Annotated in this window: 10 protein-coding genes; all 10 read left to right on the top strand. The window is 33.8% G+C overall.

Annotation, left to right across the window (positions count from 1 at the left end; all coding sequences use genetic code 11):
- On the top strand, positions 1-2,224 hold a 2,224-nt coding region (locus B3R94_RS04810), incomplete at its 5' end, for a heavy metal translocating P-type ATPase (protein WP_291099025.1).
- A 79-nt stretch (positions 2,225-2,303) separates the two neighbouring features.
- Positions 2,304-2,468 (top strand): cbb3-type cytochrome oxidase assembly protein CcoS, encoded by a 165-nt coding sequence (ccoS, locus tag B3R94_RS04805; RefSeq protein WP_019974626.1) that lies wholly within the window; start codon positions 2,304-2,306, stop codon positions 2,466-2,468.
- Positions 2,468-4,735, top strand: a complete 2,268-nt coding sequence (gene ccoO / locus B3R94_RS04800) for a cytochrome-c oxidase, cbb3-type subunit II (RefSeq protein ID WP_280036627.1) — start codon at positions 2,468-2,470, stop codon at positions 4,733-4,735. The genes ccoS and ccoO overlap by 1 nt, the downstream gene beginning before the upstream one ends.
- Before the next feature lie 196 nt (positions 4,736-4,931).
- Entirely contained in the window at positions 4,932-5,879 is a 948-nt protein-coding gene (locus tag B3R94_RS04795; protein WP_280036625.1) for a cbb3-type cytochrome c oxidase N-terminal domain-containing protein, read from the top strand.
- A 103-nt stretch (positions 5,880-5,982) separates the two neighbouring features.
- On the top strand, positions 5,983-7,464 hold the full coding sequence (ccoG, locus tag B3R94_RS04790; RefSeq protein WP_125349889.1) for a cytochrome c oxidase accessory protein CcoG: 1,482 nt from the start codon (positions 5,983-5,985) through the stop codon (positions 7,462-7,464).
- 4 nt (positions 7,465-7,468) lie between these two features.
- Positions 7,469-7,912 carry a FixH family protein gene (locus B3R94_RS04785; protein WP_114997963.1) on the top strand — a complete coding sequence of 148 codons (444 nt, stop codon included), beginning with the start codon at positions 7,469-7,471 and terminating at the stop codon, positions 7,910-7,912.
- Positions 7,897-8,613, top strand: coding sequence for a sulfite exporter TauE/SafE family protein (locus B3R94_RS04780; RefSeq protein WP_219033852.1), 717 nt, complete (start codon positions 7,897-7,899; stop codon positions 8,611-8,613). Before B3R94_RS04785 ends, B3R94_RS04780 begins: the two co-directional genes overlap by 16 nt.
- 38 nt (positions 8,614-8,651) lie before the next feature.
- Entirely contained in the window at positions 8,652-8,990 is a 339-nt protein-coding gene (locus B3R94_RS04775; protein WP_280036616.1) for a hypothetical protein, read from the top strand.
- Between the two features lie 158 nt (positions 8,991-9,148).
- Positions 9,149-9,730, top strand: coding sequence for a Holliday junction branch migration protein RuvA (gene ruvA / locus B3R94_RS04770; RefSeq protein ID WP_291099017.1), 582 nt, complete (start codon positions 9,149-9,151; stop codon positions 9,728-9,730).
- Positions 9,730-14,869, top strand: a 5,140-nt coding sequence (sprA, locus tag B3R94_RS04765) for a cell surface protein SprA (RefSeq protein ID WP_291099014.1), incomplete at its 3' end; no start/stop codon positions are given. The genes ruvA and sprA, both read left to right, overlap by 1 nt.

Raw genomic sequence — 14,869 nt, 5'->3', positions numbered from 1 at the left:
AAGTAATCATCAATTTGATTTCTTAAACACAAAAGAAATCTTTGATAAAGTTGTCGATTTTTCAGATGACGGCGTTACAGTTGTCTCCTTTTACGTGCCTGTAATGCACTGTACTTCGTGTGTTTGGTTGTTAGAAAGTTTGGATACGATTAATCCAAATATTATATCTTCTAATGTCAATTTTACGCAAAAAACTGTTCAGATTACGTATCGTGATGCGGATTTGAAATTGGGTGATTTAGCAAGATTTATTACAAATTTAGGCTACAAACCTTCGATTAATCTAAAAACATTAGACAAAAAGAAAAAAAGCAAAGTTGATCGTTCTTTGGTGAGCAAATTGGTAATTGCAGGATTCTGTTTTGGGAATATTATGCTTTTATCTTTTCCAGAATATGTCGAAGTTTTTGGTAATGTAAAAGAACAATGGTTAGATCAAAACAAAGGATATTTCCGTTGGACAATGTTCGCGTTATCATTGCCTGTTTTCTTTTATTCATCTACCGATTATTTTGTTTCGGCTTGGCAAGGTCTGAAAAATAAATATATCAATATCGATGTGCCAATTGCGTTAGGAATCATCGTGATTATGTTCAAATCGACTTATGATATCATTTTTGATATTTCGCCAGGTTACTTTGATACATTAGCAATGCTTCTATTTTTGATGTTGACAGGGAAATGGTTTCAGCAACAAACAATGCAAGCATTGGCATTTGATCGAGATTACAAATCGTTTTATCCAATTGCAGTTGCGAAATTAGAAAATGGTTATGAACAACCAATTTTGTTGGCTGATTTGAAAAAAGGTGATCGAATTTTAATTAGAAATGAAGAAATTATTCCAGCCGATGCTATTTTGATGAAAGGTGAAGCGATGATTGATAACTCGTTTGTGACGGGAGAATCTCGTTTGATTCAGAAAAAAGCTGGAGATAAAATATTTGCTGGAGGAAAACAATCTGGTCATGCAATTGAGTTGGAAATTATTTCGGATGTTAATCAAAGTTATTTAACCCAATTATGGAACAATGATGCTTTCCAGAAAGAAGAATCTGAGTTGAATGCTTTGACGAATAAAATCAGTCATTATTTCACATTAATCATCCTTATTATTACAGCAATTTCTGCTGTTTATTGGTATTTCCACGATTCTTCAAAAATATTAGAAGTTGTTACATCAATCTTAATTATTGCTTGCCCTTGTGCGTTAGGTTTATCGTCTCCGTTTATTTTGGGACACATGATGCGTATTTTCGGGAATAAGAAATTCTATGTAAAAAATACATCAACAGTCGAAAGAATGGAAAAAATTACAGATGTAGTTTTTGATAAAACGGGTACAATTACGGAAAGTGATGAAGCGAAAGTGCAATACGAGGGGAAAGAACTTTCTGAGTATCAAAAGCAATTGGTGAAAGCATTGATTAGAAACTCTAATCACCCTTTAAGCCGTACATTATATAAGAAATTGACGGTTGATGATCATTTGCCGATTTCTAATTACGAAGAAATTGTAGGAAAAGGCCAGCAAGCTAATGTAGATGGACATCAAATAAAAGTTGGTTCGAGAAGTTTTACGAATGCTATTTTTAATGAAAATACTTTAAATCAATCTCAAGTATTTATATCAATTAATGAAGAAGTTTTTGGTAAATTTGTTTACACCAATCGATATAGAAAAGGTTTAGATCGTTTATTGAAAGAATTGGATGCTTATCAGTTACACGTTTTGTCTGGGGATAATGATTCTGAAAAAGAATATTTAGAAACAATTTTTCCAACCAATGCAAAATTGATTTTTAATCAATCACCAACTGATAAGTTAGAATATATCAAACAACTGGAACAAGATGAGAAGAAAGTGATGATGCTTGGAGATGGATTGAATGACGCTGGAGCTTTGAAGCAAAGTACAGTTGGGATTTCTATTTCTGAGGATATTAACAGTTTTTCGCCTTCGTGTGATGGAATTTTGGATGCAAAAAGTTTTTCAGCAATTCCAAATTTCTTAAAGTTATCGAAGACCACGATGAAATTTGTAAAAATTGCTTTTTTTATCAGTTTCTTGTATAATATTGTTGGACTTAGTTTCGCTGTTTCTGGTTATTTACAGCCAGTTGTAGCGGCTATATTAATGCCAATAAGTTCTATTTCAGTGTTAATTTTTGCAACGGCAAGTACGCGAATTGTAGATAAATTAACAAAATGGAATTTAGATTGATTTTAAATTAGACTTATACATACTGCTCTGACCAAAATCATTGTGATAAGAACTTAGGGCTTTGTAATTTTGTGGAGCTATGGGGATATTATTATTAATGATATTAGTTAGTGTCTCTTTGGGGGCAATTTTCTTACTTTTATTCTTTTTAGGGTATAAGAAAGGACAATTTGATGAGGATGAATCCCCAGCAGTGAGAATGTTAAAAGATGATAAAAAAACACAAGATAAAATCGACTCATAATGCAAATGCAGACTTTTAGTTACGACAATAAGATCGTAAAGTATTTCCTTTATGCCACATTGTTTTGGGCAGTTATGGCATTTTTCTTTGGAGTATTGGTTGCAACTTTGTTGTTTTTTCCAACGTTACCAGAATACATCTTCGGATCGGATGATGGTACAATCGGAGGGAACATCCAAGGGTTAATCAATTCACAAGGGACACTTGGTTTTGGTAGATTAAGAATGATTCACACAACATTTGCGGTGTTCGCGTTTGTTGGAAACTCGTTCTTTACCGGAGCTTATTATTCAATGCAAAGATTGTTGAAAACCAGAATGTACAGCGATGTTTTAAGCTGGATCGTTTTCTGGGGATGGCAATTATTTATTGTATTATCATTTGTAACATTTATCTTAGGATACAACACTTCTAAAGAGTATGCTGAGCACGAATGGCCAATTGATATTTTAATCGCTTTAGTTTGGGTATTGTTTGGAGCACAAATGTTCTTAACGATTGCTAAACGTCGTGTTCGTCATTTGTATGTAGCAATTTGGTTCTTTATCGGAACTTGGGCTGCAATTACAATGTTACACGTGTTTAACAATTTAGAAATCCCTGTAACATTTAGCTTAACGGCTCCGAAATCATATTCATTGTATTCTGGAGTTCAAGATGCGTTAGTACAATGGTGGTACGGACACAATGCGGTAGCATTCTTCTTAACGACACCTATCTTAGGATTAATGTATTACTTTGTACCAAAAGCAGCTAATAGACCTGTATTCTCATACAAATTATCTATTATCCACTTCTGGTCATTAATCTTTATTTATATTTGGGCTGGTCCTCACCACTTGCTTTATACCGCATTACCAGGTTGGGCACAAGCTTTAGGAACAGGATTCTCTATCATGTTAATCGCTCCATCTTGGGGAGGTATGTTAAATGGTTTATTAACATTACGTGGTGCATGGGATAAAGTAAGAGAAAATCCAATCTTGAAATTCTTCGTAGTTGCTTTAACTTGTTATGGTATGGCTACCTTCGAAGGACCGTTATTAGCAACAAAAACTTTAAATAAAATTGGTCACTTTACAGACTGGGTTCCTGCTCATGTACACGTAGGTACTTTAGGATGGAATGGATTTATCGCTTTTGGTATGATCTATTACTTAGTACCAAAGTTATTTGGAACTAAATTAGCATCTGTTAAGATGGCTAATACACACTTCTGGATTGGTACTTTCGGTATCTTATTCTGGGTAATTCCTATGTATGTTGCAGGTTGGACACAAGGTTTAATGTGGAAACAATTCGCAGCAGATGGAACATTAGAATATGGTAACTTCTTACAAACAGTTACAATTCTTAAACAATGGTTATATCCATTACGTGCATTTGGAGGAACATTATATTTGATTGGATCAATTTTAATGGTTATTAATGTTTGGAAAACTGTAAAATCAGGAAGCTTTATTGCGAATGAAGAAGCAGAAGCTCCTGCATTAGCACCAAAAACAGCTTCACGTACACAAGGAGAAGGAGTACACTCTTGGATGGAAAGAACTCCTATGGTTTTAACAATTGCTGCTGTATTAACTTTAGCTGTTGGTGGTTTAGTAGAGATTGTACCTACAATTGTAGTAAAATCTAACGTACCTACAATTTCAAGTGTAAAACCATATACACCTTTAGAGTTAGAAGGACGTGATTTATATATTAGAGAAGGTTGTAACGCTTGTCACACTCAGATGATTCGTCCGTTTAGAGACGAGGTAAAACGTTATGGAGAATACTCTAAAGCAGGAGAATTTGTTTACGATTATCCATTCTTATGGGGATCAAAAAGAACAGGTCCAGACTTGCACCGTGAAGGAGGTAAAAATCCAGATGCTTGGCATTACAAACACATGTGGAATCCACGTTCTACATCAGATGGTTCTATCATGCCACGTTACCCTTGGTTAATTGACAATAAATTAGACCGTGAGTTAACGCGTGATAAAATGAAATCAATGGTTGCATTAGGTGTTCCTTATCAACAAGAAGATTTTGACAGTATGCAAGTTTCTATGAACAAACAAGCTTTAGCGATCGAGCAAACTATCTTTAAAGATGCGTCTGACTTGAAAGAGTTATATGCGAAAAAAGAAGCAGAAGCTAAACAACAAGGTAAAGAGTTTGTTCCGTTAAGAGATCGTGAGATTACAGCGTTAATCGCATATTTACAACGTTTAGGAACAGATATCAAAGCTGAACAAGTAGAGACAGCAAGTAACTAATGTTAAAATATTATAAAGAATTCCTTTCTCAGTATGAGTATGCATCTTTATTGCAGACATTAATCCTAATAGGATTTATAGCAGTCTTTGTGACAATTTTTGTTAAGGTTATGAAAAAACCAAAAGAGTTTTACAAAGACAACGAGTCAGCAGCTTTAGATTTAGAACCAGAAGAGAACGAAAAAAATAATACAAAATGAGACAACGTACCCCGGCCTATATATTTATTCCATTAACGCTATTAGCTATAATCTTAGCGTTTACAATGGTTACGCCAGTAGATGTGGTGCCAGAACCAGGTTTTCAAGGAATGGTAAACAATTTACTTGAACATTTAAAACATGTGTTTGCACAAGGAATTTTCTGGGCAGTATTAGCAATTGCAACGGTAATGCTTTTAATTATTAATGCTTTGAACAAAGTAATCGAAGCAGAAAGATTCAAAAGATTATCAGAAGTAGAACAAGCACAGTATTTAGAAGAAGGAAAAATAGGTTATTTCAAACGCTTATTTAGTTCAGCTGCTAAAAAACAATCTGATAAAGAAGAAGAGTCTATCATCTTAGATCATGGTTTTGATGGAATCAAAGAGTTAGACAATGCTTTACCACAATGGTGGTTATCATTATTCTACTTTGGTGTTGTGTTTATGGTGGTTTATGTAATGGCTTATAGCTTTACAGACTTTGCTCACATGGACAAAGAATACGAAAAAGAAATGGTTTACAAAGATGCACAAGATAGTATTTGGGCAGTTGCAAATGATATTGATATCACAGGAGCTGTAAACAAATCTAATGATCCTGCAATTGTAGAACAAGGTAAAAAGATCTTCGAACAAAACTGTACTCAATGTCACATGGAAGGTGGTAAAGGAGGTATTGGACCAAACTTAACTGATGATTACTGGGTGAATCATGTAGAAGATAGTTTATTCAAAAATATTTATCACATTGTTTACAATGGATCTCCACACAATCCTCAAATGCGTGCATTTGGACAACGTAAAGAGTTATCTGGATTAGCAATTGAGAAAGTAGCTTCTTACGTATATTACATCAACCAAAAAGAACCTACGAAAACAGTTGCAGAAGGTGCAGCTGCTCCTCAAGGTGACTTAATGGAAGCATGGAAACAAAAGTAATTGATTGAATAATTACAACAAATATCATATTGAAAGAGAGCTTATTTATAAGCTCTCTTTTCTTTTTTAGTCGTAAATTTGTATATATTTAAAATTCACTATAATGAGTGTTCAAAATTCTGACCCAAAAGATGAATTTAATTTAGACGATTATTTGGATGAAAACAGCCAAATGAACGAAGATGTACGTACTTCCATTGGAACTATGGAGCGAACAGGAGAGCGTAAATGGGTTTACCCTAAAAAACCAAAAGGTAAGTTTACAAATTATAGGACGTATGTAAGTTATGTATTGTTAGCAATATTAATCTTAACGCCTTTCTTTAAATTACCTAATGGAAATCCATTGTTCAAATTTGATGTATTGCACAGCCAATTCATCTTATTCGGATTTCCGTTCTTTACATCCGATTTCTTCCTTTTAGCTTTAGGAATGATTACGACAATTATTTTCATCGTATTATTCACCATGGCTTATGGTCGTTTGTTCTGTGGATGGGTATGTCCACAAACTATTTTCTTGGAAATGGTTTTCCGAAAAATAGAATACGCCATAGAAGGAGATAGAGCAAAACAAATTAGATTAGATAAGCAAGATTGGGACGAAGAAAAAATTCGTAAAAAATTATTAAAATGGACCATCTTCGCTATCATTTCATTTATTATTGCTAATGTTTTCTTAGCATATATTATTGGTGCTGACGCTTTATACGCAGTTATAAAAGAAGGACCAGCCGAAAATGTAGGAACATTGGTTGGATTAGTTTTCTTCTCAGCAATGTTTTATTTCGTATTCGCATGGTTTCGCGAACAAGCATGTACATTGGTTTGTCCTTACGGACGTTTCCAAGGAGTATTAATTGATTCGCATACAATCAATGTAACATATGATTTCAAACGTGGTGAAGGAACAGCTGGTCGAGCAAAATTCAAAAAGAACGAAGACCGTAAAGCAGAAGGAAAAGGAGATTGTATAGATTGTGGTCAATGTGTAGTTGTTTGTCCAACTGGAATTGATATTCGTAACGGTATCCAATTAGAATGTGTTAACTGTACAGCTTGTATTGATGCATGTGACGAAGTAATGGAAAAAGTTGGTTTACCAACAGGATTGATTCGTTATGCTTCTGAAGATGATATTAAACGTGGAGAAAAATTCAAATTCACGAAACGTTTAGCAGCTTATACATTTGCCTTATTATTATTAATTGGAGCAATGACAGCATTCTTGTTCTCTCGTTCTGATGTAGAATCTAAATACCTTAAAGTTCCTGGAACAGATTACAAGGTAGAAGGAAAATACTACGTTAATCAATTCGAGTATACATTGTACAACAAAACGAATGCAGATCAAATTGTAACTGTTCAATTGCTATCACACAAAAACTCAAAAGTAGAAATGTATGAAGGCGAAAATAAATTGAACATGGAAAAAGGTCAAATCATTCAAGGAAAATTCTTCTTGAAAATTCCAATGGATGAAGTTAAATCGTACAAAGAAAAAGTAGTGATTGGCTTAGTTAATCAAAAAGGAAAAGTAATCGATAAATACGAAACGAGCTTCTCAGCTCCATTCAAATATTAATCATATGAAGTTAAATTGGGGACATTATGTAGCAATTGCTTTGGGATGTTTTATGATATTCATTCTATCATTGTTATATTTTGCAGGAGATACAGGTGGAATGGTAACCGAGGATTATTACGAAAAAGAAATTCATTTTCAGGATGAAATAAATGCTGAAAAACGTGCAAATACTTTAGCCGAAAAACCAGAAGTTATTGTACAAGCAAATGGATTTTTATTTCAATTTCCAGCAACTACTGCTGCCGATTTTAAAGGAGATATTTTTTTGATGCGAAATGATAACGAAACCAAAGACGTTAAAACAACAATCAAATTATCAGACAGAAAAAATTTCTTAGTACCTTCTGTTAAGTTAATTGACGGAGAATACGAATTAACTTTAAGCTGGAAAGAAAATAATCAAACTTATTTGATTAAAAAGTCCATTCGATGGATTTCACAATAGTTATCATAGCATTATCCATAGGTCTTACATCGTCCCTGCATTGCGTGGGGATGTGCGGGCCTATTGCTTTATCTTTGGGATTAGAATCTCAAAACAAACTAAAATTTACACTTCGTAATTTGACGTATCAATTAGGACGTGTAACCACTTATACAATTTTAGGCGCAATTTTAGGATTGATTGGTGAATCATTTTCATTTGTTGGATTACAAAATTACTTAAGTATTTTGATTGGAGTTTTGATGATTATTATGGTCATGATTCCAAAATTCTACGAAAATGGTGCTACGCAACTTCGCCCTGTTAACGCCTTGATGGTAAAAGTAAAACTCTCTCTTGGTAAATTCTTAATCAAGAAAGATTCTTCCTCACTTTATATAGTTGGTCTATTAAATGGCCTTTTACCTTGCGGAATGGTTTATGCTTCACTTACAGCTGCCATTGGTTTAGGATCAGTTTACAAAAGTGCGATGTTTATGTTCTTCTTCGGATTTGGAACTTTGCCTTTGATGTTTGCAACCGTTTTATTTGGTAATTTTTTATCAGTGAAACAGCGTCAAACGATCTTAAAAATCTTACCAATTATCACACTTATTTTGGGTGTATTATTTATCCTTCGCGGATTAGAATTAAACATTCCTTTCATTTCACCAGCCAAAGAAGCACTTCAGCTAAATGGAATGGATGAGCATTGTATGTAAATTTATTTGTAATTAATTGAATTTTTGAATTTTTGAATTTGAAAAATTTAAAAATTATTATTTTATCCTTATTAATTTCAATAATAATATTATTTATAGTTCAACATTTTGGAAAAGTATTTGAACAAAGTCCATTAGAATCTGACGGATTATATCCTTGTGAAAAAAATTATGAGGGTTATTTTGAACCATTACCTTATTCATTTGATAAAAATTATGATGACAAATTAAGATGTTCTAGTCTTAAAACGAGAGTAACGTTTAATAATCCTATTAGTGATAAAGAGTATTCAACTGATTATTTTAAAACTGTATTTACATTTCCTCCGTTTAGTACGACGGTTATATTTCAAACCAACAACAATATGAAAAACTAAAAATTGATTTCTCAAAATATTTAATTCAAATCAATTGAAGCCTTGTCAAGATTTAAATCTTGACAAGGCTTTCATTAAAATCAATACTTTCATCCTTACAAAATAAATCGTATTTTTGACGTTATCACTATATGTAGTGTAACTAAATAAACATCAAAATGATAACACAATTAAGAGGTAAATTAATCGAGATTTATCCAACAAATGTTGTAATAGATTGTAATGGGGTCGGATATTGGGTCAATATTTCATTGAATACATATTCTACTTTAGAACACGAAGAATTGGTTACAATTTTTACACATTTGATTGTTCGCGAAGATGCACATATACTTTATGGATTTGCAACAAAATTAGAACGAGAAATTTTTCAGAAATTAATTAGTGTTAACGGTGTTGGTCCAGCTTCTGGAATGATGATTATCTCTACACTTTCTTCTAAAGAAATTGCAACTGCAATCGCTCAAGAAGATGCCAAATTATTGCAAAGTGTAAAAGGAATTGGTGCTAAAACAGCGCAAAGAATCATCATTGATTTGAAAGATAAATTGGATCAAAGTTTAATATTAGATGTTAATTCTACTTCGGTTAAAAATAAATCTAAGAATGAAGCGTTATCTGCTTTAGAAGTTTTAGGAATTCCTAAAAAATCTGCAGAGAAAATAATGGACAAAATCCTACAAGATCAGCCAGATGCAGACGTGGAATTCTTAGTAAAAGAAACCTTGAAGAAAATTTAATGAAGATTCATAACGAACCAAAAACTATTCGTAAAGGCTCTACTATAGCGGCTTTGTGTTTCCTTTTTGCAATGGGAACTATGAGCGATGTTATGGCTCAGGAAAGTGATACGCTTAAGTTTCCTATCCGAGATCAAAAAGGTGGATTGTTTTTAGATAATCAAATAAAATACGATGTACAATATGATGCGATAAAGCGTCAGTATATTTTATATCCTCAAATTGGAACAAGTTTAGTTTCCGAACCTATCTATTTGACACGTCAAGAATACCTGACTTTGGTTCAGAATCAAGACATGAAAAATTATTTCCGTACAAAATCTCAAACCAACGATCAATTTTATCGTGAAGAACGTTTTGGAGATAAGGAAGGAAAAAAAGAAGGAAGTATTTTACCAAGTTTTAAGGTGAAATCCAAAGCTTTCGAAACTATTTTTGGTGGATCAGAAATTTCATTGATTCCGCAAGGTTATGCAAATTTAGAATTGGGTGTTTTCTTGCAAAAGATAGATAATCCAATGTTGTTGCCACAAAACCGTCAAACGCTTACAATGGATCTTAACCAACGTATGCAATTGAGTATTTTGGGTAAAGTCGGAGAAAATCTTCAGATGAAAGTGAATTATGATACGCAAGCTGGTTTTGGCTTCGAAAATCAAATGAAACTTCAGTGGAGAAAGGCTTTAGGGAATAAATTAGATCCATTTGGAGGAGAAGATGATATCCTACAAAATATAGAGGTTGGTAATATTTCGATGCCGCTTAGTACTTCGTTGATTACAGGTGCACAGTCACTTTTTGGAGTTAGAACAGATCTTAAATTCGGTCGTACAAATGTATCGGCTGTCTTTTCAGAACAACGTTCGGAATCTAAAAATATTGTGGTTCAAGGTGGTGGTGTGATGACTGATTTTAAAGTCGCTGCCGAAAAATATGAATACAATAGACACTTTTTCTTAGGTCAATTTTTTAGAAATAGTTACGATAGAGCGTTAGCAAATTATCCTGCAGTTAACAGTAATATCAATATCAGTAATATTGAGGTTTGGAAAGTTGATAAATCTGGAGGGAATCAACAGAATAGACGTTCTATTATCGCTTTGCGAGATATTGCAGAAGGTGGTACAGCGCCTCAAAATAGTAGTAATGCCTTATTTAATGAGATTAATTCTCAAGGTTTTACCAAGATTAGTGATGCAAGAAGTTATTTGAACGGATATTCTTTCAATGGTGAACAATTTCAGGATGGAGAAAACTTTATCGTCAACGAAAATGTTCGAAAACTTGATGCTTCCGAATTCACTTTCTATCCAAAATTAGGATACATTTCCTTGAATACGCCTTTGGTTGATGGTGAAGATTTGTTAGCGGTTTCGTTTCAGTATTCGTTAAGTTCTGATCCGACAAAATTATACAAAGTTGGACAAATGTCGAGTGAGACAGATAAACCAATTATCGCGAAATTAATCAAACCAAATTCTGCAGTTAATGTGGCTTCGCCAATGTGGGATTTGATGATGAAAAATATTTATTCGCTAAATGCTTATGGTGTTTCGAGTGAAGATTTCTTGATGAATATTAATTTCAAAGATAATGGTGAACAATCTTCTGGAAAATTAAATTACTTACCAAATTCTGCTGTTTCAGAACAATCGTTAATTCAAGTTCTGAACATGGATAGATTAAATTCGAACGGACAATTACAACAAAATCCTGACGGAAGTAAAGGTGATGGTTTATTTGATTTTCAACCAGGGTTAACAATTGATACAGAAAGAGGAAATATTATTTTCACTTCTGTTGAACCTTTTGGTAAATATTTGAGCAATAAATTAAAAGGTCAAAATGAAGAATATGTTTTTAATCAAATTTATCGTCAATTACCAAATACACTTTCTGGCGAAAAATTAGCTAATCGTTATACGTTAGAAGGTCGTTACAAAGGAACGGTGACAGATGGTATTCCGTTGGGCGCTTTCAATGTGCCGCAAGGTTCTGTTAAAGTAACTTCTGGTGGAGCAACGTTGACGGAAGGCGTAGATTATACGGTAGATTATCAGTTGGGGCGTGTAAAAATCATTAATGAACAATTGAAAAATTCTGGAGCACCAATTAATGTTTCTTTAGAAAATCAATCTACATTTAATTTACAGAAAAAACGTTTCATGGGAATTAATGTCGAGCATAAATTTAGTGATAAGTTTATGTTAGGCGGAACTTTAATTAATTACCAAGAACGTCCAGTTACGCAAAAAACACAATTTGGTTCAGAACCTGTGAATAACACAATTGTTGGACTTAATACACAATATAACTCAGAAGCTGAGTGGTTAACTCGTTTAACAAATAAAATTCCGGGAATCAAAACGGACCAAATGTCGAACATTAGTGTTCAGGCAGAGGCGGCTTATTTGATGCCAGGAATGAACAAAGTGACAGGAGGTTATTCTTATATAGACGATTTCGAAGATGCACAATCGCGCATTAGTTTATTAGATGTTGGTTCATGGAAATTTGGATCAACACCAGGAAAACCTGCTGGATATTCTGCTTCTGGTTACCACCCGTTCTTCCCAAATGGAATGAAAAATGACGATTTATCATTCAACAATGGTCGTCGTATGTTATCATGGTATTCTATTGATCCGCGTTTTTATGGTATGGGAGGAAGTTCGCCTTTAACAGATCAACAAATGTCAACACACATGGCACGTCGCATTAAGTTAAAAGAGCTTTTTGATCAACGTGATGTAATGGCTGGTACAAATTCGTACATCAGCACATTAGATATGACATTCTATCCGCAAGAACGTGGACCTTATAATGTTAATCCAAATGCAGTAGATACGAAAAACTGGGGAGCAATTATGCGTCCTATTTCAGTTTCTAACTTCAAAGATTCGAATGTGGAATACATCGAGTTTTGGATGATGGATCCTTATGCAGATGGAAAAGGTGGAGAAGGAGAGCTATTGGTACATTTAGGAAATGTTTCGGAAGATGTCTTAAAAGACGGCGAAATGATGTACGAAAATGGATTGCCTCATTCTGGAAATGGTGCGGCGACTGTTGCTTCTAAATGGGGATTAACACCTCAGTTAAATCCAATTTTATATGCTTTTGATACGGAAGGAGCTGCCCGAAAACAACAAGATTTGGGTTATAATGGATTAACAGATGAGGAAGAAGCGCAACGTTATGGAATTACGAGTAATAATTTAGTGACAGGAGAATTAGATCCTGCAAATGATAATTATTTATTCTTCTTAGATGATCGCTTTAGAGGTGCATCAATCGGGAATACGGTTCAAGATCGTTACCGTTATTTCAGAAATCCACAAGGAAATAATTCAACTGATAATCCTTTACATGCATCATCTTTAACGCCAGATACAGAAGATATTAATGGTGATTTCAATTTAGATCAGACAGAAAACTATAATCAGTATACATTAAAAATTAACCGTCAAACGTTAGAAGATCCAAACAATAAATTTATTGTTGCAAGAAAAACGGTTCAGGGAGAATTTCCAGACAAAACGAAACATGATGTAAAATGGTATCAAGTTCGTATTCCTGTTGATAACTTTGATTTAGATCTTGACGGAGATGGAGTAGAAGAGTTAAACAATGATGCGTCTATTGCACAAGCAGAAAGTGTGTTAACAGCTGCTCGTTTTATGCGTATGGTGATGCGAGGTTTCGAGGAAGAAACAACTCTACGTTTTGGTACTTTTGATTTAGTTCGTTCTGAATGGCGTCGTTATACAAAAAACATTTATCCTTATATCATTAGTAATCAAGAAGGTTATGAGGAGGATAAAAATATTGATGATTTAGAAATTGGTGAGGTAAGTATCGAACGAAATGGTACAGATCGTCCTCGTTATATGATTCCTCCTGGAGTTTATCGTGAACAAACACAAGGAACAACGGGATATCAATCTCAGAACGAAGCTTCGATGACATTGAAAGCGAAGTTTAAACCAGGAAGTACTTCAAAAGCTATTTTTAAGAATACAAATTTAGATTTGCGTCGATACAAAAAATTACAAATGTTTGTATCTGCTCAAAACTTATTAGATAGAGCGTCAAATGCGATTGATAATGGTACAAAATTATTTATTCGTGTAGGTAGTGATTATACAGATAACTACTACGAATATGAAATGCCGTTGAAATATACGCCACAAAGTTCTGCAACAGAAAGCACAGTTTGGCCAGATGAAAACTTTATCGATCTGAATACAGATTTGTTTACAGATGCCAAAAAACAAAGGGATGCTGATGGTTTCAGTACATTGCAACGTTTCAATTTTGCTTTTGATCAAGAGAATCCAAACAAAACGGTTTATGTAAAAGGTCGTCCAACATTGGGTAATGTCTCTTCAATTATGATTGGGGTTCGTAACACTTCTGGACCGTCTGATAAAGAAGTTTTACTTTGGGTAAATGAACTTCGTTTAAGCGAAATTGATAACCAAGGTGGTTATGCAGCTTCAGCAAATGTGCAGTTCAATTTAGGTGATTTTGCGAATGTACAAGTTTCTGGAAGCACAAGTTCTGTAGGTTTTGGTGCGATAGATCAAGGTCCTGCAAATCGTAATCAGGACGAATCATTACAATATGCGTTGAATGCACAAGTAAAATTAGACAAATTCTTACCAAAGAAATGGGGAATGGAAATTCCGTTCGATTTTACAATTCAGGAAAGTTTTGTCGATCCAAAATATAATCCATTAGACAATGATATTATTTTTGATGAAGCGCCTAATAAAGCTGAATTAGAAAAAGTTGTTCGTACTTATACGCAGTTCAAAAGTTTTGCTTTTAACAATATTCGAAAAGTTAGATCAACAAATAACAACAACCCTGTTCGTTTCTATGATCCATCTAACTTTTCAGTTTCGATGATGTATTCGGATAATTATTACCGTGATATTTACACGCAATATAACATCAACCAACAATTAAGAGCGTCGATTAATTATAATTACGGATTTAGAGGAAAATCGTACGAGCCTTTCAAAAAATGGCGTGCGGTTCAACCAAAAGAGGAATCAGGAAAATATTTACAATTTATTCGTGAATTTAATGTGAATCCTTTGCCAACACGTTTCTCTTTCCGTACAGAGATTG

It is taken from the genome of Empedobacter sp. UBA7611 (assembly GCF_002484365.1).
Lineage (GTDB): Bacteria > Bacteroidota > Bacteroidia > Flavobacteriales > Weeksellaceae > Empedobacter > Empedobacter falsenii_B.
Note: the sequence above shows the minus strand (reverse complement) of the source record. Positions and strands in the feature narration are given on the sequence as shown.